General features: G+C 60.7%; 26 protein-coding genes and 3 pseudogenes. 10 read left to right on the top strand and 19 right to left on the bottom strand.

Annotation, left to right across the window (positions count from 1 at the left end; genetic code table 11):
- Nucleotides 1–72: 72 nt before the first annotated feature.
- The 3 genes from U5G49_RS12600 to U5G49_RS12590 all read left to right on the top strand — a co-directional run bounded on the left by U5G49_RS12600 (nt 73) and on the right by U5G49_RS12590 (nt 3,187).
- Nucleotides 73–744, top strand: coding sequence for a response regulator transcription factor (locus tag U5G49_RS12600; RefSeq protein ID WP_018242549.1), 672 nt, complete (start codon nt 73–75; stop codon nt 742–744).
- Complete coding sequence (locus U5G49_RS12595; protein ID WP_193446610.1) at nt 741–2,096, top strand: sensor histidine kinase; 1,356 nt, start codon at nt 741–743, stop codon at nt 2,094–2,096. The genes U5G49_RS12600 and U5G49_RS12595 overlap by 4 nt, the downstream gene beginning before the upstream one ends.
- 191 nt (nt 2,097–2,287) lie before the next feature.
- Complete coding sequence (locus U5G49_RS12590) at nt 2,288–3,187, top strand: DUF3313 domain-containing protein (protein ID WP_193446609.1); 900 nt, start codon at nt 2,288–2,290, stop codon at nt 3,185–3,187.
- A gap of 129 nt (nt 3,188–3,316) precedes the next feature.
- On the opposite strand, the gene U5G49_RS12585 is transcribed toward U5G49_RS12590, so the two are convergent.
- The 4 genes from U5G49_RS12585 to U5G49_RS12570 form a co-directional block, all read right to left on the bottom strand.
- Nucleotides 3,317–3,907 (bottom strand): GNAT family N-acetyltransferase, encoded by a 591-nt coding sequence (locus tag U5G49_RS12585; protein ID WP_193446608.1) that lies wholly within the window; start codon nt 3,905–3,907, stop codon nt 3,317–3,319.
- Between the two features lie 155 nt (nt 3,908–4,062).
- Complete coding sequence (locus tag U5G49_RS12580) at nt 4,063–4,551, bottom strand: BA14K family protein (RefSeq protein ID WP_130716907.1); 489 nt, start codon at nt 4,549–4,551, stop codon at nt 4,063–4,065.
- 361 nt (nt 4,552–4,912) lie between these two features.
- On the bottom strand, nt 4,913–5,713 hold the full coding sequence (locus U5G49_RS12575) for an acyltransferase family protein (protein ID WP_246289436.1): 801 nt from the start codon (nt 5,711–5,713) through the stop codon (nt 4,913–4,915).
- On the bottom strand, nt 5,695–5,883 hold the full coding sequence (locus U5G49_RS12570; protein ID WP_284200344.1) for a hypothetical protein: 189 nt from the start codon (nt 5,881–5,883) through the stop codon (nt 5,695–5,697). The genes U5G49_RS12575 and U5G49_RS12570 overlap by 19 nt, the downstream gene beginning before the upstream one ends.
- A 512-nt stretch (nt 5,884–6,395) precedes the next feature.
- On the opposite strand from U5G49_RS12570, the gene U5G49_RS12565 reads away from it, so the two are divergent.
- The 3 genes and pseudogenes from U5G49_RS12565 to U5G49_RS37065 all read left to right on the top strand — a co-directional run bounded on the left by U5G49_RS12565 (nt 6,396) and on the right by U5G49_RS37065 (nt 7,404).
- Entirely contained in the window at nt 6,396–6,608 is a 213-nt protein-coding gene (locus tag U5G49_RS12565; protein ID WP_018447183.1) for a hypothetical protein, read from the top strand.
- 77 nt (nt 6,609–6,685) lie between these two features.
- A complete protein-coding gene (locus tag U5G49_RS12560; protein ID WP_028733184.1) occupies nt 6,686–6,892 on the top strand; it encodes a hypothetical protein in 207 nt (68 codons plus the stop codon).
- 78 nt (nt 6,893–6,970) lie between these two features.
- Nucleotides 6,971–7,404, top strand: a pseudogene (locus tag U5G49_RS37065) (terminase small subunit).
- A 291-nt stretch (nt 7,405–7,695) separates the two neighbouring features.
- Here U5G49_RS37065 and U5G49_RS12550 read toward each other — a convergent pair.
- The 4 genes from U5G49_RS12550 to U5G49_RS12535 all read right to left on the bottom strand — a co-directional run bounded on the left by U5G49_RS12550 (nt 7,696) and on the right by U5G49_RS12535 (nt 9,542).
- A complete protein-coding gene (locus tag U5G49_RS12550; protein ID WP_018242541.1) occupies nt 7,696–7,905 on the bottom strand; it encodes a hypothetical protein in 210 nt (69 codons plus the stop codon).
- 196 nt (nt 7,906–8,101) lie between these two features.
- Nucleotides 8,102–8,392 (bottom strand): hypothetical protein, encoded by a 291-nt coding sequence (locus tag U5G49_RS12545; protein WP_080764096.1) that lies wholly within the window; start codon nt 8,390–8,392, stop codon nt 8,102–8,104.
- A complete protein-coding gene (locus U5G49_RS12540; RefSeq protein WP_193446607.1) occupies nt 8,386–8,601 on the bottom strand; it encodes a hypothetical protein in 216 nt (71 codons plus the stop codon). The genes U5G49_RS12545 and U5G49_RS12540 overlap by 7 nt, the downstream gene beginning before the upstream one ends.
- Before the next feature lie 104 nt (nt 8,602–8,705).
- Nucleotides 8,706–9,542 carry an alpha/beta fold hydrolase gene (locus tag U5G49_RS12535; RefSeq protein WP_193446606.1) on the bottom strand — a complete coding sequence of 279 codons (837 nt, stop codon included), beginning with the start codon at nt 9,540–9,542 and terminating at the stop codon, nt 8,706–8,708.
- Nucleotides 9,543–10,167: 625 nt separating this feature from the next.
- On the opposite strand from U5G49_RS12535, the gene U5G49_RS12530 reads away from it, so the two are divergent.
- A complete protein-coding gene (locus tag U5G49_RS12530; protein ID WP_193446605.1) occupies nt 10,168–11,124 on the top strand; it encodes a S1C family serine protease in 957 nt (318 codons plus the stop codon).
- Between the two features lie 12 nt (nt 11,125–11,136).
- On the opposite strand, the gene dusA is transcribed toward U5G49_RS12530, so the two are convergent.
- The 8 genes from dusA to U5G49_RS12490 all read right to left on the bottom strand — a co-directional run bounded on the left by dusA (nt 11,137) and on the right by U5G49_RS12490 (nt 21,664).
- Complete coding sequence (gene dusA / locus U5G49_RS12525) at nt 11,137–12,138, bottom strand: tRNA dihydrouridine(20/20a) synthase DusA (protein WP_193446604.1); 1,002 nt, start codon at nt 12,136–12,138, stop codon at nt 11,137–11,139.
- Between the two features lie 192 nt (nt 12,139–12,330).
- A complete protein-coding gene (locus U5G49_RS12520) occupies nt 12,331–12,543 on the bottom strand; it encodes a cold-shock protein (RefSeq protein WP_003540801.1) in 213 nt (70 codons plus the stop codon).
- Between the two features lie 217 nt (nt 12,544–12,760).
- Nucleotides 12,761–12,889 carry a hypothetical protein gene (locus tag U5G49_RS12515; protein WP_258719821.1) on the bottom strand — a complete coding sequence of 43 codons (129 nt, stop codon included), beginning with the start codon at nt 12,887–12,889 and terminating at the stop codon, nt 12,761–12,763.
- A gap of 195 nt (nt 12,890–13,084) precedes the next feature.
- Complete coding sequence (locus tag U5G49_RS12510) at nt 13,085–13,552, bottom strand: DUF3828 domain-containing protein (RefSeq protein WP_193446603.1); 468 nt, start codon at nt 13,550–13,552, stop codon at nt 13,085–13,087.
- Nucleotides 13,553–13,781: 229 nt separating this feature from the next.
- Nucleotides 13,782–15,524, bottom strand: a complete 1,743-nt coding sequence (locus tag U5G49_RS12505; RefSeq protein ID WP_193446602.1) for a cadherin domain-containing protein — start codon at nt 15,522–15,524, stop codon at nt 13,782–13,784.
- 394 nt (nt 15,525–15,918) lie between these two features.
- Nucleotides 15,919–16,305, bottom strand: coding sequence for a GNAT family N-acetyltransferase (locus tag U5G49_RS12500; protein WP_130659009.1), 387 nt, complete (start codon nt 16,303–16,305; stop codon nt 15,919–15,921).
- Nucleotides 16,306–16,608: 303 nt separating this feature from the next.
- Complete coding sequence (gene uvrB, locus U5G49_RS12495) at nt 16,609–19,593, bottom strand: excinuclease ABC subunit UvrB (RefSeq protein WP_193446601.1); 2,985 nt, start codon at nt 19,591–19,593, stop codon at nt 16,609–16,611.
- Nucleotides 19,594–19,873: 280 nt separating this feature from the next.
- Nucleotides 19,874–21,664, bottom strand: coding sequence for a glycoside hydrolase family 15 protein (locus tag U5G49_RS12490; protein ID WP_193446600.1), 1,791 nt, complete (start codon nt 21,662–21,664; stop codon nt 19,874–19,876).
- A 935-nt stretch (nt 21,665–22,599) separates the two neighbouring features.
- Here U5G49_RS12490 and U5G49_RS12485 point away from each other — a divergent pair.
- The 3 genes and pseudogenes from U5G49_RS12485 to U5G49_RS12475 all read left to right on the top strand — a co-directional run bounded on the left by U5G49_RS12485 (nt 22,600) and on the right by U5G49_RS12475 (nt 23,963).
- Nucleotides 22,600–22,827, top strand: coding sequence for a DUF982 domain-containing protein (locus tag U5G49_RS12485; RefSeq protein ID WP_018242511.1), 228 nt, complete (start codon nt 22,600–22,602; stop codon nt 22,825–22,827).
- A gap of 156 nt (nt 22,828–22,983) precedes the next feature.
- Entirely contained in the window at nt 22,984–23,367 is a 384-nt protein-coding gene (locus U5G49_RS12480) for a hypothetical protein (protein ID WP_018242510.1), read from the top strand.
- Nucleotides 23,368–23,591: 224 nt separating this feature from the next.
- Nucleotides 23,592–23,963, top strand: a pseudogene (locus U5G49_RS12475) (hypothetical protein).
- Nucleotides 23,964–24,012: 49 nt separating this feature from the next.
- On the opposite strand, the pseudogene U5G49_RS12470 reads toward U5G49_RS12475, so the two are convergent.
- The 3 genes and pseudogenes from U5G49_RS12470 to U5G49_RS12460 all read right to left on the bottom strand — a co-directional run.
- Nucleotides 24,013–24,262: pseudogene (locus tag U5G49_RS12470) on the bottom strand (GFA family protein); the annotation flags it as partial.
- 14 nt (nt 24,263–24,276) lie between these two features.
- Nucleotides 24,277–24,732, bottom strand: coding sequence for a DUF805 domain-containing protein (locus U5G49_RS12465; protein ID WP_193446599.1), 456 nt, complete (start codon nt 24,730–24,732; stop codon nt 24,277–24,279).
- Between the two features lie 135 nt (nt 24,733–24,867).
- Nucleotides 24,868–25,635: an adenylate/guanylate cyclase domain-containing protein gene (locus U5G49_RS12460; RefSeq protein ID WP_026188432.1), complete on the bottom strand. Its 768-nt coding sequence runs from the start codon at nt 25,633–25,635 to the stop codon at nt 24,868–24,870.
- Nucleotides 25,636–25,868: the final 233 nt, after the last annotated feature.

Genomic DNA, 25,868 nt, shown 5'->3' with positions numbered 1-25,868 from the left:
CCTTGCAAGCTCCGCAATGCTGCTGCAACCCTTGTGGCAGACAGAGGGGGTGAGCGAGACAATGGACGGGCGATGCGGATACTGCTGATAGAGGATGAGAGGGAGCTGGCCGAGGCGCTGTCGGCCGCGCTCGGCAAACATGGGATCGTCACCGACCACACGATGCATCTGGCAGACGCCGTCGAGTTGACGCGGCAGAACCTCTACGATGCGATCCTGCTTGACCGGCGTCTGCCTGACGGGGAGGGGCTGAGCTTCATTCCGGAGCTCAGGCGGACGGGCAAGGATACGCCGATCATCGTGCTGACGGCGCGCAACGAACCGAAGGAGCGGATTGAAGGCCTCGACCTGGGGGCGGACGACTATCTCGGCAAGCCGTTTCTGGTCGAGGAGCTGATGGCGCGGTTGAGAGCCGTGCTGCGGCGATCGCCTGAACTGGCCGAACTCAAGATCACTGCCGGACGGATGGTGATCGACCCGCTGCATCTGAGCGTCACCGTCGATGCCGTGCCGCTGGACCTGCCCCGGCGCGAACTTCTGGTGCTGGCGGCACTCGCAAGGCGCAAGGAGAAGACCGTGCTGCGCTCGACGCTCGAAGCGGCTGTCTACAACTACGAAGAGGAAATCCAGTCGAACGCGCTCGACGCGCATATATCGCGGCTGCGCAAGCGGCTGATCGATGCTGGCGCCGGCGTCGCGATCCATAATATTCGCGGCGTCGGTTACCTCATGAAGGAAGAATGATGACCAAGGCGCAATACACCAATCCGTCGCTTTGGTGGCGGCTGAGCTGGCAACTCAGCATTGTATTCGTCGCCGTGGTGGCGGCGGTGATCTTCGGTCTCTGTGTTTATGGTGCGACGATCCTTTCTCCCAACGTCGCGCTGGAGGATCATGTCACCGCGGTACTGGCCCGGTCCGTCGCGCTCGATGCGCAGGGCCAGCTTGAAATACGCGATACGCCAGAGCTGGCGTCGCTCAAGGAGCAGTATGACGGGCTTTGGTATGTCGCTGCCACGACGAACGGTTCTTCGGTATCCTATGGCGCCATTCCTGCAGCCTATAGTGAACTTGCGCATCTCACCCATTTGTTCCAGGGCGCAGACATCAGGGGATCGGTCGGCACCAACGAGATCGCGTCCGTTGAAAACGTGGAGACTGCCATAGGCGAGCTCCGAGTTCTGTTTGGCGGCGTCGCCGACAAGGGTTGGCCCGTTCTTGTCCTTATGGGCGCCGTCTATCCGATCTATGTCTCGCTGCTCACCGTCGCCTTGCCGGCGGTTTTTCTTGCCGTTCCGCGAATTGTCAGGCGTGCCCTGGCCAGTGTCAGCGAGGTTGCCCGCAAGGCATCGGAGATCGAACCTCGCCGCTACGATGCACGCCTGCCTCTGGACGGCATCCCCAAGGAGGTGGCCCCGCTGGTGATTGCCTTCAACGAGGCGCTTGACCGGCTGGAAAATGAATTCCGCAAACGGCAACACTTCCTTATCGATGCCGCGCATGAACTCAGGACGCCGATCGCGATCATGCAGACGCGGATCGACGGAACACCCGAGGGCCAGGACCGCAGGCGATTGCTCGATGACGTCGCGCGCCTCGCCGAGACTGCCGAACAACTGCTCGATTTCGAGCGTAACAATCAGGCGATCGATCCGCACGAAACGATCGATCTCGTCGAAGTCGCCCGAACGGTCGTTGCCGATCTCGCGCCGCTGGCGATTGCCGACGGCTATCAAATCTCATTTCTATGCGAGGCGGAGAGCCTTGAACGCCGGGGCAGCCCTTCCGCGCTGCCGCGGGCGGTGAGCAACTTGGTGCGCAACGCCATCGACCACGGCGGCAACACGGGGATGATCACGGTTTCGGTATCGCGCGCACCTTCCGGCGGCGGCCGGATCACCGTCACCGACGAAGGGCCGGGTATTCCGGCCGAACATCGGGAGCTGGTGTTCGAGCCTTTCTATCGCGTCACCCCGAAAAGCAGGGGCGCCGGTCTCGGCCTCAGCCTCGTCAAGCAGGTCGCCGCAAATCATGGCGGCGAGGTCAGCATCGAGAGCAGTGCTGTCGGGACGCGAGTGGTGATCGAACTCGCATAGGTCAGCCTGCTTGAGCAGCATCCGCCCTGGTTTTGACCAGGAAAGGCTCTGGGAAGCGATCTGTAATGTTGCGGCAATTGTCGACCGCCACTTTCGCCCGACACTAGAGCGCCGCGCGTCCGACAGGACGCGCCAAAGCACTTTAAACTGCGCATAATCCTTTCCGAAAATCGATCTCGATATTCGGGGTTATGCGCTATCGGCGACGGAGGCCAGACAGCGTGCGCAGCAATCCATTCCCATTTTCCTTCCCACTGGCGTCGAGAGGCTTGTCTCTCGCACTGCCCTTGGCGCTCACCATGGTCGCGGCCGGTTGCAGCTCGGTGCCACTGAAGGAGGCCGGCACGCTTTCTTCCTACGGCAATCTCGGCGCGCCGAAGGGCAAGCTGTCGAAATCGCGCGTCTATGTCGATGGGACGCGCCTTAGCCCGGCAAAGACGGTGAGCATCGTGCCGACGACCTTCGCCTTCAGCGCTGCGACCCGCGTCAAATCGGACGCCGATCGCGTGATGGTGGCGAATGCGCTGGACCGGGCGCTCTGCATTTCGCTCAGCGACAAATATCAGCTGGTCTCAGCCGGCCAGCCGGCGGATCTGACAATCCGCTCGGTTGTCACCGACATTGTGCCGACCAACAAGGCGATAGCGGGTGTTTCGACCGTCGTGACCGTCGGCACGGGTTTCGTGCTGCCGGTCGGCGTGCCGCGGCTGCCGGCCGGCCTGGGCGGACTGGCGGTCGAGGCGGAAGCCGTCGACAGCGGTGGCGTGCAGCGGGCGGCCATCGTCTGGTCGCGCGGGGCAAACTCGCTGCAGAACAACCCCCGCGTTTCCGAAGTCGGCGACGCCTATAGCCTGGCTTCGAAATTCAGCAGCGAGTTTTCCCGCATGCTGATCAAAGGCAAGGAGCCGAAGGGATTGGATATCTCGCTGCCATCGGGGCAGCGGATGAAATCCTGGCTCGGCGGAAAACCGAAATATGCCGCCTGCGACGCCTTCGGCCGGCCGCCCGGACTGATGGGGGCTGTGGCTGCCAAATATGGCGCGCCGCCGCAATGGACCGAGAAGAAGCCGAAACCGGCCGCGACCTATTGAGAGACGATGTGCGGCGGCGCCGACTGCCCCCGCGACCAGCACTCAGCCCGCCCCAGGCTGACGGGACGGACGGAGCAAAGGCGGGCAAGGCCTGTGCTCCGTCCGTCTGGAATTCCGTCGCGCTTCATTTCAGCTGGCGGTTCCGGGCCTCAGCCAGAAATACAGTTTGATCTGATCGGGCCTGTCGGAGGGATGCGGGCCGCGCATGAACAATTCGCCGCCATTGCGCTCGATCACCCGCCGCGAGGCGTCGTTGTCCTCGTTGCAGAGGACGACCAGGCGGTCGAGGCCTTCCTTCGATGCCACGGCCATCAGAAGGCTCAGCGCGGTGGTCGCGTGGCCATTGCGCTGTTTCCACGGTACGACGGAATATCCCACATGGCCAGACACCTCGGGCGGCAGCTCCTCGGTGCCCGCTTGAAATCGCAGGCTGATGCTACCGCAGAATTCGCCGTCCCAGATCCAGAACAGGCGGGTGGTGAGAGGCGGCGGTCCGGATCCAGCCCGCTGTCTACCATCAGGAATGAGATCGTGGAAAAACCCTAATCTGTTCTGGCGCAGCCGCTGAAGCCCGCCGTGAACATGGGCCTCATCGCCCGCGCGGCGCGGATCGGGAGACCAGCCGGCGGCAAGCGCCGCTTCGAAACCCGACAGGTTTTCCATATCCGGCTGCAGCAGGACGACGCGGCCGGCGGACTTTGCTGTTTCTCCAGACGTCATCTAGCACCTAGGTTCGCGTCGCCTAACCAAGTGTGCGCCCCCCACTCGCGCAGACAAACACGCCCCACTGGCGATTGGAAGCCGTGCAACGGGCTTTCGGCCATCAAAAAAGACCCCGCATTTCATGCGAGGCTTGCTCTGATGGATGGGTCGGACTAGCGGCACTGGCGGCGCGGGCCGTAGTTCGGCTGGTAGGTATTGTCATAGGCGCGGTAGGACCGATAGCGGGAGTAGCAATAATCGGCATGTGAGCTGTACCCTTGCGAGGTATAGGCCCGCGGCTGCGAGGCAATGATGCCGCCGATGAGGGCGCCGGCCGCCAGACCGCCAATAATGGCGCCGGTGTTGTCATTATGGCGCCAGCCGCGATCGTAGCGTCGATACGAGCCATAACGGTCGTCGCGATAATAATCCCGGTTGCGGTAGTGGTGACGGTTGCGATACCACCTGCGATTATTGCCGAACTGACCCGGGCAGTTCGTGAAGTTATTGCAGCCGACGGTCATGATGCGGGCATCGGTATTTCCCGGTGCCGGCTGCGCCGCCGATTGGACCGGGCTCGGCACGAAGGCCGGGCCTGCCGAGGCCGGCATTCCGGAGAAGGCCGTCGCTATCGACAGGGCAATGATGGCGAATCTGTTCATTTTACTCACCTTGGGTCAACGGATGTATCGAGGGGGTAACGCAGCGGAAGGGAATAGGTTTCATTTTGGGATGGAATGAGGTGGCGTATGTGCGTTTTTGCTAACATAATAGGCCTGTGCACCACTACCGGACGTCAGGAACCGACCGATCCTAAAACGCTGGACAGCTTCGCCACCGCCAATGGGCGGGAATGTCTGAGAAGATCGCACCGACGACGCGGCGCAGACGAACTTTACTCTTATCGGAGCTCAATATCGGACGGCTCGTTCGGGGGCGGCATGTGCGTCAAAAGCGCGACATTGATGGCACCAGCGTGCGACACCATCCGTCGGGCATACGCCTGGCCCTTCGGCTATCCGATCATGCGGCAGCCAGCCTTTTCGACCAAGCCATCACTGGGCGCTCCACCATGATCCACGATACCAAAGCGGTGAGTACGGATAACGATCCAGCGACGAGCATCGTAAGCGGGCCGCGCGAGAAGAAGTCACCGACGCCAAAACGGGCGCTCAATGCAAAAAGAACCGCCCAGACCAGAAGATGGAAGAGATAGGCGCCGTAGCTGATCCGGCCCAAGCCGCTGAGCGATCTGTTCGCAAGGATTTTGAGAAACTGCCCTTTTGAGGCCACTGCCACGATTGCGGCCAGCGGCAAGACGAGGGCGGCCTCGAGGACGACCCATTGAACGAGGTTTCCCAAGTCAAAAGCGATTTGCATGATAGACCCAGCCAAACCGACCGGTACTGACAACCAGAGGAGCCATCGCGGAGCGCTCCACCCTTCTGCAGACAGGAACGACAAAGCGGCACCGGCCGCCAAAGCATCGATTGAATCGAAAGGCAGCGCATTGGCTTCATCAACCTTGCCGAGGGCAAATGCGCAAACGCGGTAGAGTACGGTGCAGGAAACAAGTGCGCCGCATAATTTCAGAAAATGACGGGACGGCAACGCCAGGATCACAAAAGGCCAAATCAGGTAGAATTGCTCTTCGACTGCAAGTGTCCAAAGGTGCCCTAGCGCCCAAGGCTCGGACCCGTGCGTTGCATACCAGATGTTGGAGAGGAACAATGCATGCCACGGCAACGACTCCTGCATCATCGGGAGACGCAACGGGCCTGCTGCCAGCCAACAAAATCCCAGCGTCAGGAAGTAGGTGGCCAAATTCTCGCTGCTCTTCGCGCGAAGAACACAGTTATCCCAGCCGCGTGATGATCGTGTCCCTTGACGTCTAACAGAATGTTTGTGATGAGGAATCCGCTCAACACAAAGAAGAACCGAACTCCGAGGTGGCCAAGGTTCGAGCTTTCTTGCCAGAAATGAGAATAAAACACTGACAGAAGTGCAATCGCTCGTAATCCGTCTAGCTGAGGCTCCCGCAATCGACACACCGATGCTTAAATCTCACAAAAGATACAGGACGTTTCCTTGGTGGCGATAATAAAGCTCTTCGAAAATTGCAATGTCAAATTACTCCTGCAGCGCATCGCTACCGGCTGATTTGCTAGAGCTACACAGCAGGCCGCTGGCGCAGCACTACTCGCTCTATAACGACAGGGGAAATCAACGGGCTGGGAGGCGCTGAGCGAGAGGCTGGCGCGGGCCGGGGTCTGACACGGGTGCCAGGGATATCGTCATTGGATGTCATCGAAGGACGTTGACGCCATAGCAATCTCTCTTGAAATCATAGAGCGGTTTCCGGTGTTCAATATTAATACGGCGGTCAACCTCATGTGTAACGAAGTCTTAACTTCGTTTGGTAACCAGATATTAAGACTTTCCTTGAGCCGTGTTGCTGTTTCTGTTTTCGTACGCCGGCAAATACTCTGAGATAAGGGTCTTCCACATGGCGCAACCGACGCAATACATCATCATGGAGCCGCTGGGTGGCATGACCGATCTCGACTCCATACGCATGAGGCTTGCCGAGATCGGGCTGGCCCGCGAGGCGTTCTCCCTGGATTCGGATGTAGGCCGGCTCAGGCTGACCTTCTGGGAGCCGGATCGAATTGAGGCATTGCGCATATTGGCGCGGCTGGATCATTCCAATCCATGTTGATCGGGCACCCTCCGGGAAGAGAGAAACGTGACGTGCGCGATCGGCAGAGAATAATTTTGAAGGGGAGCAAAGACAAAATGACAACGATCAGTTTTCAACGTCCGAAGCCATCGGTGTGGAGCCGCGTGGTCGAGGCGCTTCGTGCGCTGTTTTTCGCTGGCGTATCCGGAGAATGGCATTGGCACGGCAATGTCATGCGTCGCCGGCTTTCCGACGGCACGATTGTGACCAGAGAGCCGACTCCGGGGGAGATTTACAACAGGGACAGAGGTCTGGCTTCGTAGGGCCTTCCCCGCGGCGCGCTTTTCACCTTGCCACCATCGCCCGCTACCATCGCCCTCTCTTCGAGGGCACGATCACCAATGGCAGAACTGACGCCGAAGCAGCGCCTGTATGTGGCGGAATATCTGAAGGATTTGAATGCGAAGCACGCGGCGGTGCGGACGGGGTATAGCGGAAAGTCGCGTGCCAATGGCAATCGCTTGATGCGAATGAGGCTGTGCGGGCGGAGATTGAGAGAGCCTTAGCGCCACGTCTTGCCGAGATGGAGACTTCCGCCGAGTGGGTGCTTGTCGCCATTGCCTACGTCGCGTTTGGTGATGTCCGTGACGTGTTCGATGACCAGGGGCTGCTGAAGGCGCCTTCGGAGTGGGATGAGCGGACGGCGGCAAGCGTGGGGCTGGAGATCGGCACCTCGGCCAAGGGGCAAGGGGGAGGTGGTGCGTGCGGCGAAGATCAAGCGGGCGGACCGGTTGCGGGCGCTGGATATGCTGGCGCGGCATCACTGGCTCCATAACGACGGGATATTTTTACAATCATTCGCGATCCCGCAACGCGGTTTCAGCCGCTGCAGATTGCGGTCGCATCCGGCCACGGCATCGGCAAATCGGCCCTCATGGGCGATGTCCTGCTGGAATGAGGCGACGCTGGCGACGGACGGCCAATACCGACACGCAGATGCACCAAGACGGCCGGAGATATCGGCAAATGGGTTCCTCTCTTCGATCGCGTGCAGGCGACCTCGGTCCGCGCCCGGGAAAAGGCGGTGTCGGACTCGCAGCTAGCTCGACGTCTCGCGCTATCAGGCTCACGTTCCGCCGGCCAGCAATCGGAGCTGGCTTTCGTCGTGCACACCCTGGCGGTAGAGCTCGATGATGAGGGCGCCCAGACGGTCGGCTTCCTTGCTTGATCTGTCGATCTTTGACCCGCTACAGAGAGCTTCATGAACACGCCTGCACACATCCAGATCTTCGGAGGCGAGCGGTTCGTCCCGTGTGCTGAACAGCTTGTCTGACATCGCAATTTGCCCTTTTTGGATGCCGTGAATCGCTTTCGTGAAAAAAAGATAATTTCGCGATGTTTGCTCTGCAAGATGGGCGAAGGTCCGAAATTCAAAAAGAATTCGGGGCACGCACGGAAAGACGCGGGCGTGGGCGGCAGGGCATGGATATGAGATCGATCGGCGTGCCGATCGGATAGTGCGAGTGTGGGATCTACTTGGTTGCGGGGTCCTTGGCGCCCTGCTGTGACAGGCGCAGCTCTTTCAGCCGCTTGGTTTTTTCCCGGCGGGCCCGTTGCTCCGCCTCGATGGTTTCCTTGGCGGCTCGCTCGGTGTTTTCGAAACGATCCTGCCGGTAAGCCTTTGATGAGGGTTCACGTTCTCTTTTCATGGCCGCTAAACGCAAAGCGGCGAAAACGGTTTCATGGGAAATGCGTAACTGACCGTCAATCGATCGACGTGGCCCGGCGGCCTGGGTGTGGGACGGCAAACAGCCAGTCACCATTTATAATTCACTCTGCCGGTCGTATCCGTCACGTGCGTTCGCACCTTTCCCCGCTGCAGCTTGCTGTTTTGGCCGATCGACCTCTGCTGCGCCGATTTGGCCAGGCATTTGACGGCGTGACAGGCTGCGTTCCTGCAGGGCGCGGCGGAGGCGGGGTTGGCGGAGATCATGGCGATGGCGATTGCCGCAAGCAGGTTGATACGGAGCATCGGAATTCACCCAGTTTAGCCGCGTGGAGATTGAATTTGGTCATGCCGATGTCAAGCCGCTCATGGTAACCGGGCGCCTCGTCGGCGCCCGGTAACATCACGGATCAACCTTTGATGAAGGCAAGGATGTCGGGATTTATGATGTCGGCATGAGTGGTGCACATGCCGTGCGGGAATTTCTCGTAGACCTTCAGCGTGGCGTACTGCAGCAGTTTGGCCGAGAGCAGGGCGGAGTCAGCGATCGGCACGATCTGATCGTCGTCGCCGTGCATGACGAGGGTCGGGACGGTGATGATCTTCAGGTCTTCTGTGAAGTCGGTTTCCGAAAAGGCCTTGATGCCGTCGTAATGCGCTTTGGCGCCGCCGATCATGCCCTGGCGCCACCAATTGTTGATGACCGGTTCCAGGACCTTCGCGCCCGGGCGGTTGAAGCTGTAGAACGGGCCGGCCGGCAGATCGTAATAAAACTGCGCGCGATTGGCGGCGAGCTGCTTGCGCAGGCCATCGAAGACTTCGATCGGCAGGCCGCCGGGATTGGCATCCGTCTTCACCATGATGGGCGGCACGGCGCCGATGATGACGAGCTTGGCGACACGGCCCTGCGGCTGGCCGTGGCGGGCGACATAATGGGTCGCTTCGCCGCCGCCGGTGGAGTGGCCGACATGGACGGTGTTCCTAAGATCGAGATGCTCGACGACGGTTGCGGCATCGGCGGCGTAGTGATCCATGTCGTGACCGTCGCCCACCTGGGTGGAGCGGCCGTGGCCGCGCCGGTCATGGGCGACGACGCGGTAGCCCTTCTCAAGGAAGAACAGCATCTGGGTATCCCAGTCGTCGGAGCATAGCGGCCAGCCGTGATGGAACATGATCGGCTGGGCGGTCTTCGGCCCCCAATCCTTGTAGAAGATCTCGACGCCGTCCTTGGTTGTGACTGTGCTCATCTTTCGGCTCCATTAGTTGGGGTTGGATTCATGCGGTCAGAAGTTTGCGCCGTTGCCGGCAGAATTGGCAAGGCCACGAGCGCCGTTGCGCCGGAGGCTTGGGGCAAGTAGGTCGCGCCTTAGGGGATAAGTCGGCTCTGAATATGCTGATGTGCTAATTGAATGGCTCTTTCTATTCTATTGATATGACAGAAGTTTGTATGTCTCTGCGCGACGGGCGCACAGCACCGCCCATCTCGTATGAAGGGACGGGGATTTGGCGATCCTCGCCTGGCTGATTGCTGCGAACATTCTTTTGATCCGCGGTATGTCGGCCTGTTCCACTCCTCAGGCAGGTTCGTCATGGGTAGCGAAGGCAGCTGATTTGACGGGCGAATGTCTGCAATGAGCCAATTTTTGGCCGTGCGTTCAAGATATCTGTTCGGGTAGTTCAGCATATCTTTCCGGGTAGGCGTGTTGGCATTCTCTGCGTTGCGCGCATTGCAGACCGCCGCCGGCGCTCACTTGAACGCGGGTCTATGCCCAACCATCTAATCCTCACACAACACCACAATGGCGAACCTTCGCAATCGCGACCGCTTCGCCGGCGGCGGGACGGCCGTTATTGCCGCCTGAGGATCAAATAATGGGTTACATGGATAAGGACATAGCGCCTCAGAATGATGGGGCGCTGATCGATGCCTATTCGCAATCGATCGCTGCAGCAGTCGATATCGTCGGGCCGGCAGTCAGCCGGATTGAGAGGGTGGGTGGCCGGCAAGGGCACGGGTCGGGCTTCGCCGTCTCGCCTGACGGTCTGATCGTCACCAACAACCATGTCGTCGACGACGCCAAGGTGGTTCGCATCACCACGCCCGACGGCTTCGTTACCGAGGGCCGTGTGCTTGGCCGGGATGTGGATACCGATATCGCCCTCATTCGCGCCAATACAAGCACCGGCGCCTGGGCGAAGCTCGGAGATTCCCAGCGCCTGCGCAGAGGGCATATCGCAATCGCGATCGGAAACCCGCTCGGCTTCGAATGGACGGTTACCGCCGGTATCGTCTCGGCGCTCGGCCGGTCGATGCGGGCAGCAAGCGGTCGGCTGATGGAGGACGTCATCCAGACCGACGCGGCGCTCAATCCCGGCAACTCCGGCGGGCCGCTGGTGTCTTCGGGCGGAGAGGTCATCGGCGTCAATACCGCCGTGATCCAAGGTGCGCAGAGCATCGCCTTTGCCGTGGCGTCGAATACGGCCAATTTCGTGGTTTCGGAGATTCTCCGTTATGGCCAGGTCAGGCGCGCCTTCATCGGCATATCAGGCGATACGGTTGTGCTGCCGCGCCGGGTGGCACTCGCCGCTGGCACGGCACAAACGACCTCCGTTCGCATCCGGCGCGTCGAAGCCGATGGGCCTGCGGCAAAGGGAGGGCTGCAGGAGGGCGATTATATCCTCGCCATCGACGGCAGCCCTGTCGGCGGCGTCGACGATATCGTCCGATTGATGGATGGCAGCAGGATCGGCAGGGATACGGAGATCCTGGTGTTCTCGGTGGCCGGCCGGATCGAGAAGAAGATCTTGCTACCGATGGCGCGGTTGTGACGCCGCTTCGCGTCAGGCGCTGACCGCCTCCTGATCTGTTCCCGAAAAATCCACCGCCGCAAAGGCGGCCGCCAGCACTTCCGGTCCTGCGCCGGTTTTGGCCGCGTCGGTCGACAGGATCTGGCGGTAGCGCCTTGCGCCCGGCAGGCCGGTGAAGAGGCCGACCATGTGGCGCGCCACGTGCTGCAGCCGGCCGCCGCTGGCGATGTGGCGTTCGGCATAGGCCATCATCCGATCGCGCAACGCTTCCCAGTCCTGTTCGGCCGCAGGCGCACCGAAGAAGCGCTGGTCGATGTCGGCAAGGATCGCGGCATTCTGATAGGCGGCGCGGCCGAGCATGACGCCATCGACATGGGTTAGGTGGGTTGCTGCCTCGTCGAGCGTGCGGATGCCGCCATTGATGCCGATGAAGACATCGGGCCAGCGTTGTTTCATTCGGTAGACGATGTCGTAGTCGAGGGGGGGGATTTCGCGGTTTTCCTTGGGGCTCAGGCCCTTCAGCCAGGCCTTGCGCGCATGGATCCAGATCGCATCGGCGCCGGCATCGAGAACGCGGGTGATCAGCTCGGGCAGCGCCTGTTCCGGCTCCTGCTCGTCGACGCCGATCCGGCATTTCACCGTCACCGGCACGGTCGCAACCCTCTTCATCGCCGCGATGCATTCGGCCACTGTCTCCGGCCTCAACATCAGGCAGGCGCCGAAGGTGCCCGACTGCACACGGTCGGAGGGGCAGCCGACATTGAGGTTGATCTCGTCATAGCCATAGGGTTCGGCGATCTGCACCGCGTCGGCAAGCTTTGCCGGGTCCGATCCGCCGAGTTGCAGCGCCAGCGGATGCTCGGCGGCGTCATGACCGAGCAGCCGCTCGCGCGGGCCGTGGATGATCGCATCGGCCACCACCATCTCGGTATAGAGCAGCGCCTCGCGGCTGATCTGGCGGTGGAAATAGCGGCAGTGCCGATCCGTCCAGTCGATCATTGGGGCGACCGCAAAAATTGGCCTCTTCTGCGTCATAGATGTTCCATCGTTCGTTGTTCCCGGGCGCCGCACTGCGGTGCTCCGCTGCCTCAATGCAGCGCCGTATGGGCGGGATCATCCATAAGCGCGCATATAACATTTGCCGATGCGATCGACAAATCGAGCGCCAAAAACAGAAACAGCGCCCCTTGCGGAGCGCCGTTCATGCCGCGTGAGCGGAAGTCTGACTTACGAAGCCGAGATGTTGACGGCCTTCGGGCCCTTGCCCATGCGGTCCGGCTCGGTGTCGAAGGTAACCTGCTGGCCTTCGCGCAGCGACTGGATGCCAGAAGCCTGCAGCGCAGAGATATGGACGAAAACGTCCTTTGCGCCGCCATCCGGCGTGATGAAACCAAAACCCTTGTCCTGGTTGAAGAATTTTACGGTGCCCTTGGTGGCCATTGGGATCGTCCTTTTCCCTTAGTCTGTGTAGTATCCGCGCCCCCGAGAGGAAGCGGACGGCTTTAGCTTTCGCCCCGATCGATTGGGACGAAGGGTCAGTCGGAGAAGTCACGTACGGGGAAAGAACGTCTACGTAGGCGGGTATTCCCGCGCCGCCTTCCAAACGGAAGGGATTACCACATCAGTCCAGTCACCGGCATGCAAATGCCCGAGTAAGTCAATTCGTGCCAGCATTTCGGGCAAAAAGCAAGCGGGATTCTTTTGGCATACCTGCATCGATGTCGGGAAATGCCGAAGATTCAGATACTTGACCATGGGTTAACGGATTCTTGCCCGGCTGTGCCATATCGGGATTCCGTGCCGAAACGGGATGACGGGCGGATTCGATAGCCGGCAGGGATTTGTTCGTGGGGCGGTCGGGGCGGCAGGCACGCCGATCAGCCCTCATGGTGGGTGAGGAACGGAGCAATCGATCCAATGAATCGATTGCAGTGACAAACGCAGGATCGCCTCGAACCACGAGGGCGGGTGGCTGGGCCGCCTACTGCGCGTCACCCAGCAACGCGCCGAGGCTCCACGGATTATCCCCCTTTTGGTTGGCGATGTCGTCGACCTTCCAGCCGCCGTGTTCACGCACCAGGGTGTAGAAGAGCGTCACCTCCTCGCCGTTTTCGAACTGCACTTCCACCTCGGCCTTATCATCCAGCAGGATCGGTTGGCCGATCCTGACGTCGCTCGCGGCGCCATCCTGTCCAGCGATCACGGGATCGAAGTCGATTGCGCCAACATCGCCCTCCGCCGTGTTGTCGAGATCGGTCTGGAGGAGCTTGTTCAGGTGGTCGGAAAAGAAGATCGAATAGGGTGATGGCGCCTCGGCGTCGCTGTTGTCGGTGTCGTAGCTATAGAGCGCCTTGAGCAGCGCCTTCGGCGTCTTGTAGGTTGCCGCCGATGCGGGCAAGGCTGCGAGCGCCGCCATGGCCAGGGCGAGGATGAATGTGGGCAGGCGCATGCGGGCTCTCCTCGGATCGGCAGTAGTTATAGCCGAACCGGGTGCGTAGGGGGAGCAGCAATTTGGATCGGGCGCTCAGCCCGAACTCCCGCTTCTACCCAGTGGGGAAAAGAGATTCGGCGGGGCGCCTTGTTCCGCCTCATCGACACGGGGAGCCTGCTGACCGCAAGCCCCCCGTTTTTAAAGCCATTGGCGACGTATTGCGTCGCCGCTTGGAATCAAGCCGCAGTTAGATCAAAGCGTCGTGCAGCAGGCTCGAAACCGACGGCTCGAAGACGTCCTTCACGGCGAGCGTGAAATCGTGGCTGGTGGCGTTTCCAGCCGCGTCATAGGCTTCGGCGGTGAAGGTCAGGCTGTGGGTGCTTTCGTAGTCGATTGCCGCCTTTGTCTGGATCTTGTTGCCGACGAGCTTGAAGATGCCGTCGGCATCGTCCGTTAGCCGCCATTTCACCGTATCGCCTTCCGGATCCTTTGCCGTGAGCAGGCCGACCGAGGTGCCGATCGCGACATTCTCGTTGACCGAGTTGCGCGAGAAGGCGAGATTGGTCGGCGCCTTGTTGACCGGCGTCTCGTTGACGTCGAGGACGTTGATCGTGATGTCCTTTTCGACCGTGACCTTGCCATCCGAAACAGCGACCTTGATCGTGTGCGACTTGTCCGTCTCGTAGTCCAGAGCCTTCGACGTGACGATACGGTTGCCCTTTATCCGGAAGTGGTCGTTGGCTCCGTCGATCAGCGTATAGGTGAGCGCGTCGCCATCGGCGTCCTTGGCGCTGAGCAGGCCGACCGTGGTCCAGATCGGCGTGTCCTCTGAGAGGGCGGTTTTCGAGAGCTGGATATTGGTCGGCGCGCTATTGCTGCTATCGGGCTTGAAGGTTCCCTTGGCGAAATCGTAGACGCCATCGGCAAAGCGCGCGAATTCGACGTCTGTCAGCGTATCCGCCCCTTCCGCGGCGCTCGTCAGGATGTGATCGCCGTTGTTCATCGCGAAGGAGTAGTTGGCGAAATTACCTGAGAAGATCGCGGTATCGATGCCGGCGCCGCCGTTGATGGTGTCGTTTCCGGCGCCGCCGGTCAATTTGTCATTGCCGGCCTTGCCGTTGATGATGTCATTGCCGCCGCTGCCGTCGAAAATGTCGTTGCCGTCGGTGCCCGTAAACTCGTCGCTGCCGCCGCCGGTCTTGACGTCAACGCCGGAGACATAGCCGGTAACGAAAGCCCCGCGATCGCCAAGCTCGTCGGAAAGATCGAGGTGAGCGCTGTCCGTCAACGCCAATGAGGCGGGATAATTGTAGGCCAGGTTGTTCGAGTAGACGATCTTATCAAAGCTTTCGAACTGTGCGCTTGAACCCGAAACCAAATATCCCGCCGTTTCAAGGACTTCGATGTTCTTGATCGTCAAGCCTCTTAGCTCAAGGGCTTGCAGAGTATCAATCCCGGCGCCGCCATCGATTGTTCCGGAAAGCAGTGGAGCTAACTGCACGGTGATGGCATCGTCGCCGTCGCCCGCATCGATGTCCAAAACTTCCGACACGAGGCCGTCAGGCCCGGGGAAAAAGCCAAATCCACCGTCGGAGATCGTATCGTTGCCGGCGCCGCCTCTGATGACGTCATTTCCGACGTCGCCCGAGAACAGGTCGTTGCCGTCCCCGCCAATCAGCGTATCATTGCCAGCTCCGCCATAGAGCTGATCCTCTCCGGCGCCACCGTTCAGCGTGTCTGCACCGTCACCGCCTATGATGGTGTCGTTGCCTGTGCCTGTCGTGATGGCATTGTCGCCGCTTGAGCCCCTCACGTTCGCGGAAACCGAGCCCAGTTCGTCGGCAAGGTCTACCGTACCGGAATCTGAGACGACCAAGGTAACGGCGGTGAGGGGAGTGGCGTTAGAGTAGCGGATAACATCGTACGCTTCGAATTCAGCGCCGGTCTTAGTAACTGTGGCGCCGTTCGTGTCCAGAATATTCAAGGCCATATTAAACTTTCCAATAGATGCGTTGTATTCTGTAAAAACCAGAAATCCCCGGTGGGAACGGTTGTTGCTGGTTCAATCAACGACAACCGCGTGGGGAATATTCGTTACCTTTGCCAATTGTTAATCAATTTTTCAATGCAGAATTGTGTATTTTCATTGCTTTTTTAATGAAAAACTAAGGATGAAATACTGGGGAAACGAATTTTAATTTGAGAACTCAAAGCCATGCTTTGGTTTCATAAATAGTATTATCTTTCATTTTCGGGTGGGATGCTCTCGCGAAAATTGTGTTTTCAGCGGGTTCTTCGGTAGGTGCTGCCCCGCGCGACCATTCGCGTCACTATCGCAGGTTGGTGTTGGCTTCGACTTGTTCAGGCTTCCCGCGCGGCAGACCTCACATCAGCTTGATGAGGCCTGCTTCCGTGGGTCTGAAGCCGCAGGCGCGGTAGAAGCCGGTCAGGTGCGGCTCGAAATCGACATGCAGCCATTCGGCGCCCCGCTCCCGCGCAATCCGCGTCGCCTCCCTGACCAGACGCGTCGCGATCCCCTGCCTTCGCATATCAGGGTGAACCGAGGTGTCGAGGATGAAGGCATGGATGCCGCCGTCCCATGCGACGTTGACGAAGCCGACGAGCTGGTTGTCGTGGTAGGCGCCGATATGGGCGAGGCTGCGGGACAGGATGGGGGTGAATTCGCGCGGGGCGGGCGCGCCCCAGGCGGCGGACCAGAGGGCGTTGAATTCGCCAGCGGAGGGGAAGGGGTCGATGCGGAGTTCTGGCATTGGCGGTTCCCTTCATTCAGCGGAGCATGGCGCGGAGGCCTTCCCGATAACGGGCCACGTCGGCGTCGCGAGCTCATTCCGTCACAGTGACGAGCCGGCCGTCGCGTCGCTCGAATATCCTGTCGCAGAGAAAGTCGATGCCGCGCTGGGCTGGAGCTCGTGGAGGGCCATGTCCGTCTTGTCATAGGCCGGTGGCGAACTTCATCTGTCGCTACGAAGCTGCTCCTTACAATGCGCTGCTGACCGGCCGATACGATGAACCATTTGATCGACGACCAACTGAGTGGCAGACGTTTGGCAGCCTCACCGTCCCGGCCGCCCGGTCTTCCCCTTCGTCCGCCCCTTGCGCTTCTGCTCGCCCGGGTCCTCATAACTGCCCACGCCCGTCTTCCCGCGCACGACCGGCCGCACGTCATCGCGCTCCGGCTGGCCTTCAAGCAGCGGTGAAAACCGCTTCGTGCCCTTGGCGGCTTCCGGCTTTTCCGGCAGCGCCCCAATGACGGGCTTTTCCGTTCGGCCGACGGTCATTTCGTCGAGGTCGTTTTTGCGGAAGAGAGTCTTCTTTGCGGGTTCGGCGATGTCGCGGCCCATCTCGTCCAAGGCGGGCTTGCGGAAGAGGGGGGTGGTGGTGTCGGTGCCTGGCCCCATGTCGTCGATGGAGGGTTTGGCGAAATAGGAGGTTTGCATCTCGGTTGCCGGCTTGGATCCCCGGGTCGAGCCCTGGGTTGACGGAGGAGCGGAGGAGCTGCGCGCTTTCCCTTCCATCGCCTTCGCTTCTTCGCGTGCCATCGGGTCGTCCATGGCGGCGAGTTCCACGGCCTTGAGGCGTTTGATTTCGTCGCGGAGGCGGGCGGCTTTTTCGAAGTCGAGGTCGGCGGCAGCGTCGCGCATGCTCTTTTCGAGCGCGTTGAGGTGGGTCTGCAGGTTGTTGCCGACGAGGTTGCCGCCATCGGCGAAGCCCTTGCCCGAAACGCCGGAGATATCGGCGCGGACGTGGTCGCGTTCGTAGACGGAGTCGAGGATGTCGGAGATCCTGGCCTTGACCGATTCCGGGGTAATGCCGTGTTCCTGGTTATAGATCATCTGCTTTTCGCGGCGGCGGCCGGTTTCCTCCATCGCCCGCTTCATCGAGCCGGTGACCTGGTCGGCATAGAGGATGACCTTGCCGTCGACGTTGCGCGCGGCGCGGCCGATCGTCTGGATCAGCGAGGTCTCCGAGCGCAGGAAACCTTCCTTGTCGGCGTCGAGGATGGCGACGAAGCCGCATTCGGGAATGTCGAGGCCTTCGCGCAGAAGGTTGATCCCGACCAGCACGTCGAAGGCGCCGAGGCGGAGATCGCGGAGGATCTCGATACGTTCAAGCGTGTCGATGTCCGAGTGCATGTAGCGTACGCGCACGCCCTGCTCATGCAGATATTCGGTCAGGTCCTCGGCCATGCGCTTGGTCAGCACGGTGCAGAGGGTGCGGTAGCCCTTGGCCGCGGTTTCGCGGATTTCGCCGAGCACGTCGTCGACCTGGGTGCGGGCCGAGCGGACCTCGACTGGCGGGTCGATCAGGCCGGTCGGGCGGATCACCTGTTCTGCGAAGACGCCGCCCGACTGCTCCATCTCCCAGCCGCCGGGGGTGGCCGAAACAGCGATGGTGTCGGGGCGCATGGCGTCCCATTCCTCGAAGCGCAGCGGCCGGTTGTCCATGCAGGAGGGCAGGCGGAAGCCGTATTCGGCCAGCGTCGCTTTGCGCCTGAAGTCGCCCCGGTACATGCCGCCGATCTGCGGCACGGTGACATGGCTTTCGTCGATGAAGACGAGGGCGTTGTCGGGGATATATTCGAACAGCGTCGGCGGCGGATCGCCGGGGTCGCGGCCGGTGAGGTAACGCGAATAGTTCTCGATGCCCTGGCAGGAACCTGTGGCTTCGAGCATTTCGATATCGTAGCGGGTGCGCTGCTCGAGGCGCTGGGCCTCCAGCAGGCGGCCGGCCTTTTCCAGCTCGGCCAGGCGCAGCCTGAGCTCCTCCTTGATCGACTTGATGGCGCCGTTCAGCGTCGGGCGCGGGGTGACATAGTGCGAATTGGCGTAGATCTTCACCGATTTCAGGTCGCCGACCTTCTGGCCGGTGAGCGGGTCGAATTCGGTGATGGCGTCGATCTCGTCGCCGAACATCGAGATGCGCCAGGCGGCATCCTCAAGGTGGGCGGGGAAGAGCTCGATCGTATCGCCGCGCACCCGGAAGGAACCACGGGTGAAATCCATATCGCGGCGCTTGTATTGCTGGGCCACGAGGTCGGCCAGCAGCTGGCGCTGGTCGAGCCGGTCGCCGACCGACATCTGGAAGGTCATCGCCGTATAGGTCTCGACCGAGCCGATACCATAGATGCAGGAGACCGAGGCGACGATGATGCAGTCGTCGCGTTCGAGCAGCGAGCGCGTCGCCGAGTGGCGCATGCGGTCGATCTGCTCGTTGATCGAGGATTCCTTCTCGATATAGGTGTCGGAGCGCGGCACATAGGCTTCCGGCTGGTAATAATCGTAGTAGGAAACGAAATATTCCACCGCATTGTCGGGGAAAAAGTTCTTGAATTCGGAATAGAGCTGGGCGGCCAGCGTCTTGTTCGGCGCCAGGATGACGGCCGGGCGCTGCGTCGCCTCGATCACCTTGGCCATGGTGAAGGTCTTGCCGGAGCCGGTGACGCCGAGCAACACCTGGCTGCGGTCGCCATTCTCCAGGCCTTCGACGAGATCGCGGATGGCGGTCGGCTGATCGCCGGCCGGCTCGTAATCCGACTGCATGCGGATGGCGATGCCGCCTTCGGATTTGTCGGGCCGGGCAGGGCGGTGCGGTGTCCAGATCTTGCCGTTCTTGTGCAGCGGATTGCCGCTCTCGATCAGCGCCGACAGCGCCTCGACCGTGGCAGTGACGGCGGTGCCGGCCTGCAGCGACGAGGCTTCTTCCAGCGTCGTATCCATGCCCGACACGGGATTGAGGCCGGCGGCGGCACGTGTCTTCGGGTCGGTCGAGCCGCCCATGGAGGTGCCGCGCGCCGATTTCGACGCGCTGACGCCGCCGTCGCTGGTTTTCGTCCTGGCGGCGATTTCCACCTTCTTGCGATGTTTGCCGGCCTTGGAGGCAATCTGGCGCTGGGTCTCGACGCCCGAGGTTTCGGCATCGGCCTCCAGCTGCTTCACCCAATCGGCAACCGAGCCTGAGAGGGGGGCTCCCTCAAAAGACGATTGAGGGGCTTCCTCGAAGCCATTCGGGGCGGGGGATTTCTTCGGAGATTTGGCCATGGCGCGAATATGGAGAGAGTCAGCGCGAAAGTGAAGAGGGAAAGAGTACAAAAGGGAAACGAATGAATCGTTCGGATTTTTGAATAGTGGGGTGGTGTCTCTTAAGGGCGCTAACCTCGCCTTGGGCAGTGACGGCGACGCCAGCTTCCCCCATTCCTGTGACATCCCTCGGGTTAAACCCGAGGACAGGAATGGGGGCGGAGGGATGTCGCCGCCGCTGCCTCACCACTACGCCGAGTGTTCTTCCGCCGGTCTCCCAACAACCAAGCCGAGCATATCATCAAGCCGAACGCTGGTCTGCCGGCCCCTCCAGCCGCGCGAGGTTCAACGCGCTGTTGATCAACCCGATATGGCTGAAGGCCTGCGGGAAGTTGCCGAGCATGCGACGGGCGGCGGGATCATATTCTTCTGCCAGAAGCCCGACATCGTTGCAGATATCAAGCAGCCGCTCGAACAGGCGCAGCGCATCGTCGCGGCGGCCGATCATGCCGAGGGCGTCGACGAGCCAGAAGCTGCAGGCGAGGAACGCGCCTTCGCCTGGCGGCAGGCCGTCGTCCACCTCCTGCGTCTCGTAGCGCAGCAGCAGGCCATCGCGCAGCAGCTTGCGCTCGATCGCCTCGACTGTCGCGACATAGCGCGGATCATCAGGCGGGATGAAGCCGACCATGCCGAGATGCAGCAGGCTGGCATCAAGCGCCTTGGAGCCGTAGGCCTGCACGAAACAGCCGAGTTCGGGATCGAAAGCCTTCTCGCAAACCTCGGCATGGATGTGATCTGCGAGCGTGCGCCAAAGTGCGGCGGCCTCGGGCTCGCCGTCCACCTCGGCAATCTGGACGGCGCGGTCGAAGGCCACCCAGGCCATGACCTTCGAATAGGTGAAATGCTGGCGCTGGCCGCGCACCTCCCAGATGCCTTCATCGGGCTCCACCCAGATTTTTTCGAGAAAGGGCAGAATGGCCGCCGCCAGTTCGCGTTCGCGGTGATGCGGCGGAAGCCCGCCCTTGCGGGCCTGCAGAATGGCGTCGGCCACCTCGCCATAGACATCGAGCTGCACCTGTTCGGCAGCGGCATTGCCGATGCGTACGGGTGTCGAGCCCTCGTAGCCACTCAGCCAGGGAACCTGCCATTCCAGCAGATTGCGCTCGCCGGCGACGCCATACATGATCTGCATCTGCGCCGGGGCGCCGGCGACCGCGCGCAGCAGCCAGTTGCGCCAGGCACTGGCTTCCTCGTAATAGCCGAGTTTCATCAGGGCGAGCAGGGTCAGCGTTGCGTCGCGCAGCCAGCAATAGCGGTAGTCCCAGTTGCGCGGCCCGCCGATCTTTTCCGGCAGGGAGGTTGTCGCCGCGGCGACGATGCCGCCCGTAGGCATGTAGGTCAGTGCCTTGAGCGTGATGAGCGAGCGTTTGACCTGCTCCGTCCACCGGCCCACTTTCGGGCGGGCCGCGGCAAAGGATTGCCAGAATTCCTCCGTGTCCGGCAGCGCATATTCCACCTGCCGCTGAGCCGGCTGCGGCATATGCGAGGGGGACCAGGTCAGTGTGAAGATCTGGCTCTCGCCAGCGGCAACCTGGAAGGAGCCGACCGTGCTCAGGCCGCGGCCTTCGAGCGGGACGGCGCAATTCAGGGTTAGCCTGTCCGGGCCGGCAATGGCGGTGATGCCGCCATCCTCGCCATGCGTGACCCAGGGAACGGTTCGGCCGTAATCGAAGCGAAGGTTGAGCTCCATATCGAAGGCGACAGTGCCGCTCTTGCCCTCGACGATGCGCATCAGATCGCTCGTGCCATCGCGAAGCGGCATGAAGTCGATGAGAACGGCGGTGCCGGTCTCGGTCTGAAACTCGGTTTCCAGAATGAGCGTATCGTTGCGGTAGCGGCGCGTGACGCGGACATTTTCACCTGAAGGTGACAGCGACCAGAAGCCGTTTTCCTCGGCGCCGAGCAGGGCGGCAAAACAGGCGGGGGAATCGAAGCGCGGAAAACAGAGCCAGTCGATCGAGCCGTTCTTCGAGACAAGTGCGGCGGTTTCGCAATCGCCGATGAGCGCGTAGTCCTCAATGGGTACCGACACCGGAGCCTCCTTTGCATAGCAGTCGGGCTTTTAGGTAGAGGCCGTGCGCGGAGGTCAAGCGCGGAAACTAACGGGGCGGTAGGCGTGCCGGCTATCATGCAAACTCCGGATATCAATTGTGGGAAGATCTCCGACCGCAGCTTTGACTGCCGCGCTCTGACGGATGATATCTGCACGGAAAGCGCGTTTCCCTTGTTCGCCATTGCCCAGGTGAATTCCGACGACCGCCGGGCGTCCGGTCGCCGTCGTGGTCAAGAGCGGACCTCCACTAGCGCCACTGCCGGAATCGCAAAGGTGGCGAAGCTCCGGACCACCCGACGGATTGACCTGACACAGGCTGAGGACGAATTGGTTACGGTCGCTTACGAAGCCGGTAAACCGAGGCGAAAAGCGGCGCGCCCTCAAAAGACGATTAAGGGGCTTCCTTCAAACCGTCAGGGGCGGGGGATTTCTTCGGAGATCTGGCCATGGCGGGAATGTGGAGAGCGTCAGCGCGAAGGGGAAGAGGGAAAGAGTACAGAGGGGAAACGAACTGTTTGTTCGAACGCGTGAATAGTTTTCAAATTTATGGCGCTGCGAAGCCGGCGCACCGCCCCCGTCCTTCGAGGCCCCTGTGGGGCACCTCAGGGTGAGGCTCCCTGAGCGTTGGCGCGGCATGCTCCAACGCGCCTTATGCTGAGGTGCGCAGCCCGCAGGGCGAAGCCTCGAAGCACGCGCCGCAACGTGGCTGCTGGCGGCCATTGCCTCCCCTGGAATGGATTACCGGCGCCCGTGATGTCCGACCGCGATCATTCGGCCCTGCACTGGAACCGAGATCGGCCTCGCGCAGTTAATTTCCAGTCACTTCACCTCTAGGTGCTACTGCCATTAGCGATCATTCTGCCTTCTGGGAAAACTCCATCTCGATCGACCTCGATACCGGCGAACGGCTGGTTTTGCGCTCACCGCAGGACGCGCTGTATGCACTCGTCTCAGACTGGCCGGTCAATGGCGGCGTCCATCAGCAGAGGGCGATCGATTTCTGCCGCGCCTGGCTTGCCGGGCGGATGCCGGCCGAGACGGTGCGGCAGGCCTTTATCCTGGCGGCGCTGGAAGCCGGGGTGGTGATCAACGATGATGATGAAGATGGTGCCGGAAGCTCTGTTTTGAATCCATCAGTGTAGGTGAGTCAACACTGATATATCCGCGTCACGCAGCGGGTATCCCGCAGCTGCAGCAATTTTCCCATGATGTATTGCAATTATTATTCTCGCTGTGTTTGTGGGAATACACAGCGTTTATTTGCGCTCCGATTCTTTTAGGGATTCAGCTGAATGAAAATGAAAGTCCTTGTTTACGCCGCGCTGCTGGCTCTCGCCGGCTGCAATGCCCCTGTGTCGCAATCTGTTGCTGATTCCCAGCGTCCTCCCTCGAGTGACGTCCGGCAGAATTTCATCAACATCGTGTTCAAGAGAAGCTACAGGCACGAAGCAGGAGAAGTCGTATGGGCCCGCATTTCCAGCGTGGTTCTGCTTGAGCCCGAGAAAAAGACTTATGCTTACTGTGTGCGGGTGGTGCCCAAGCGCAGCTGGGGAGACTGGGCCTATCTCGGCGTCTCCTTCACGGATGGCAAAATATTAGGCGCGACGGCGAATGACGATCGCTGCCGCGACAAGCGGCTGCGCTATTATCCGTTTACCGAGTTGACCGGCATGAAGACCTGACGCAGGGGCGAAGGCTCCGGCCGCGTCGCCGTTCGAGGCTTTGTTGAGCGGCGGCGCGACATGCTTCCAGCGTCCCGAAGGCGCGGCATCCTCCAACCTTCCTCATGCGGAAGTGAGCAGCCCGCAGGGCGGAGCCTCGAAGCACAGGCTGTGACGCTGCTGCTTGCAGCCATCGCCTTTTGGAAAACTCGATCTATCGACCTTGATACAGGAGGTTCAACTGAATGAAGATTAAGTTCCTTGCTTACGCTGCTGGCACTGGCCGGCTGCCAAAGTGCGACGCCGCAATCCGTTGCAGATTCCCAGCGCCCGCCCTGCAGCGCAGTTCGACGCGAGTACGTCGATACTCTGCGGGGGACCATTAAACCGGGGAACTTCGTGAAGGCCGAGATTTCCAGCGTGGTTCTGCTTAATCCGGAAAAGCAGATATATGCTTATTGCACGCGAACGACGGAACGTGGCTCCCCAAACTGGTCCTATATCGGCCTGGGCTTGCAACACGACATGATACTGTATCTGAAAAAGAATGACTATCGCTGCCACGACGAACGGTTGCGTTACTATGTTTTCCGGAACTGCGGAACATGAAGTACTGAGGCAGAGACGGGGTCTTCGCCAGCCTCGCCGGTTCCCTTTCGGACGCGATCAAAACCAGAGATCCCTCACACAGCGGCCATGGGAAGAGATGTCGTCGAATGTATCGAGGCCATCGAAATGGTCGATCGGCAGTCGGCGACGAGTTCCGGGGGCCGCTGGTTGACGGCCATGCGGCGGCTCTCCTTTTTGCAGGGGCAGGCCGGGCAGAACAGTATTTCGAGCGACGGGTTTCTTTGCCGGAGTGGGTGTAGGAGGCGGTCTCTAAGCGGACTGCGTATCCCGCAGTCCGCGAGGACCATCGTCACACTTTGCTCAAGCAAAGACGGCTTCCCTGGAATCATCCGCTGTCGACGCCCTGCAGTACCATACGAGGACGACAACCGTTCCAATAGGAAATAATAGTCCAAGAAGCTGCCACCATCCGCTTCGGTTGATGTCGTGAAGGCGTCGGGCGGCCATGGCGATCGACGGAAGAAATATTGTCAGCGACCAGATCCGGCTCAAAGTTTCGCTCCGATCAACGGCGTACAAAGCGATGGAGACGAGAACGACGAAGAGCGTCGAAAACCAGAATTCCGATCGGCTCGCTCTGCCGCTAAAGTTCACATAGTTCTTGAAAAAGCTTCCGATCGCCTGGCCGAAACCCATGGCCGGCGGTAGGCCGCCGAAGCGGTTCGGCCCGGCTAGCGGTTTTCGGAAGACGAAGATCAACGGCACGCCGATCAGGATCAAGACGATCAACCAGTGCCACAAAGAAAAACTGCCCATGAGATACCCCAGCTGTCAAAACAGCTTAGAGATAAGCGAGGTTTGTTTCCGGAGGATTAACTTGCTTGTAATCCGATGTGTTTGACAATCACAGCGTGAGAAATCGCGGCTGCCATGTTGGGGACGGGGCGATGGTCAAGGTTTTGCCAGCACCTGTGCCCGCACCGGCTGCTCGATGCCCTTCAACGTAAGGACGCGTGTCTCTGAGCCGCCTGTGAGATCCGGAGCCTTCGCCGCGGTTTCGGCCGAGATCAGGATCTCGCCGGCCGCGGCCTGGGATTCCAGCCTCGCGGCCTGATTGACGACGCCGCCGATGGCGGTGAAATCACTGCGGAAGCTCGAGAATTCGCCGATCTGGACCTCACCGGAATGGATGCCGACGCCGACGCCGAGGGTGCGGCCGGGTAATGCCTCGAGCGCCAGACCGTTCAGCGCGACGGCGCAGTTTTGCTGGATTTCCTGCGCGGCCAGGATCGCGGCGCCGGCGTGATCCTTTCTGACGATCGGGAAATTGAAGATCGCCATCAGGCCGTCGCCCATCTGCTTGTTGACGATGCCGTCATGTGCCCAGATCGCCTGCGCGCAGCGATCCTGGAACAGGCTGACGATCTCGCTCAGCTGCACCGCCTCGATGCGCTCAGACAGATCCGTGAAGCCCCTGATATCGGCAAACAGGATGGTGGCGTCGACAGTGATCTGGCGCTGCTTCTTGACATATTGGAAGGAGCGCTCGCAAATCGTGCAGATATCGGGGTTCATCTTGCTGCGGGTGATGCCGAAGGCGCGGAAGGGCAAAGCGAGGGGGCCGCCGATCGGAATCGGCATGTGCATCTGGTCCCAGCAGCCTCGGCAGATCCTTGCGCTGCCATGCCTGGTTGGCTCCGTGGAAGAGGCTGCCGTCATATCTCCAAATCCATCGCTTGAGAGCCAAAAAAAGAAGCTTCCGATACTCGGTTGCTTTTGGCAACTCTCCCAATGATCGAAGACAACGATGGCTTGAAGTATTTCGTCCGGCGCCATCCTTATCGGACAAATCGCCGCCGAGTTGAATATCGTGCGGCGCGGCGATAGCATCGCGATGGAACCTCCTGTAGGATATTGTTAACAATACATTCGCTCTCCAGGAAAGACCGGGG

The organism is Rhizobium indigoferae, assembly GCF_034554815.1.
Lineage (GTDB): Bacteria > Pseudomonadota > Alphaproteobacteria > Rhizobiales > Rhizobiaceae > Rhizobium > Rhizobium leguminosarum.
The sequence above is the reverse complement of the archived record's forward strand: the minus strand, read 5'-3'. Positions and strand labels throughout refer to the sequence as shown.

Bases quoted from the DNA above. Each gene is read 5' to 3' on its own strand.
- U5G49_RS12590 (WP_193446609.1), top strand. From the start codon at position 2,288: ATGCGCTATCGGCGACGGAGGCCAGACAGCGTGCGCAGCAATCCATTC.
- U5G49_RS12500 (WP_130659009.1), bottom strand. From the start codon at position 16,305: ATGCCAGAACTCCGCATCGACCCCTTCCCCTCCGCTGGCGAATTCAAC.
- U5G49_RS12520 (WP_003540801.1), bottom strand. From the start codon at position 12,543: ATGGCCACCAAGGGCACCGTAAAATTCTTCAACCAGGACAAGGGTTTT.
- U5G49_RS12585 (WP_193446608.1), bottom strand. From the start codon at position 3,907: ATGACGTCTGGAGAAACAGCAAAGTCCGCCGGCCGCGTCGTCCTGCTG.
- U5G49_RS12535 (WP_193446606.1), bottom strand. From the start codon at position 9,542: ATGAGCACAGTCACAACCAAGGACGGCGTCGAGATCTTCTACAAGGAT.
- U5G49_RS12465 (WP_193446599.1), bottom strand. From the start codon at position 24,732: ATGGGCAGTTTTTCTTTGTGGCACTGGTTGATCGTCTTGATCCTGATC.
- uvrB (WP_193446601.1), bottom strand. From the start codon at position 19,593: ATGGCCAAATCTCCGAAGAAATCCCCCGCCCCGAATGGCTTCGAGGAA.
- U5G49_RS12540 (WP_193446607.1), bottom strand. From the start codon at position 8,601: ATGCTCCGTATCAACCTGCTTGCGGCAATCGCCATCGCCATGATCTCC.
- U5G49_RS12600 (WP_018242549.1), top strand. From the start codon at position 73: ATGCGGATACTGCTGATAGAGGATGAGAGGGAGCTGGCCGAGGCGCTG.
- dusA (WP_193446604.1), bottom strand. From the start codon at position 12,138: ATGACGCAGAAGAGGCCAATTTTTGCGGTCGCCCCAATGATCGACTGG.
- U5G49_RS12515 (WP_258719821.1), bottom strand. From the start codon at position 12,889: ATGGCACAGCCGGGCAAGAATCCGTTAACCCATGGTCAAGTATCTGAA.
- U5G49_RS12550 (WP_018242541.1), bottom strand. From the start codon at position 7,905: ATGTCAGACAAGCTGTTCAGCACACGGGACGAACCGCTCGCCTCCGAA.
- U5G49_RS12580 (WP_130716907.1), bottom strand. From the start codon at position 4,551: ATGAACAGATTCGCCATCATTGCCCTGTCGATAGCGACGGCCTTCTCC.
- U5G49_RS12510 (WP_193446603.1), bottom strand. From the start codon at position 13,552: ATGCGCCTGCCCACATTCATCCTCGCCCTGGCCATGGCGGCGCTCGCA.
- U5G49_RS12560 (WP_028733184.1), top strand. From the start codon at position 6,686: ATGACAACGATCAGTTTTCAACGTCCGAAGCCATCGGTGTGGAGCCGC.
- U5G49_RS12480 (WP_018242510.1), top strand. From the start codon at position 22,984: ATGAAAGTCCTTGTTTACGCCGCGCTGCTGGCTCTCGCCGGCTGCAAT.
- U5G49_RS12460 (WP_026188432.1), bottom strand. From the start codon at position 25,635: ATGACGGCAGCCTCTTCCACGGAGCCAACCAGGCATGGCAGCGCAAGG.
- U5G49_RS12595 (WP_193446610.1), top strand. From the start codon at position 741: ATGATGACCAAGGCGCAATACACCAATCCGTCGCTTTGGTGGCGGCTG.
- U5G49_RS12565 (WP_018447183.1), top strand. From the start codon at position 6,396: ATGGCGCAACCGACGCAATACATCATCATGGAGCCGCTGGGTGGCATG.
- U5G49_RS12505 (WP_193446602.1), bottom strand. From the start codon at position 15,524: ATGGCCTTGAATATTCTGGACACGAACGGCGCCACAGTTACTAAGACC.
- U5G49_RS12545 (WP_080764096.1), bottom strand. From the start codon at position 8,392: ATGGTGACTGGCTGTTTGCCGTCCCACACCCAGGCCGCCGGGCCACGT.
- U5G49_RS12530 (WP_193446605.1), top strand. From the start codon at position 10,168: ATGGGTTACATGGATAAGGACATAGCGCCTCAGAATGATGGGGCGCTG.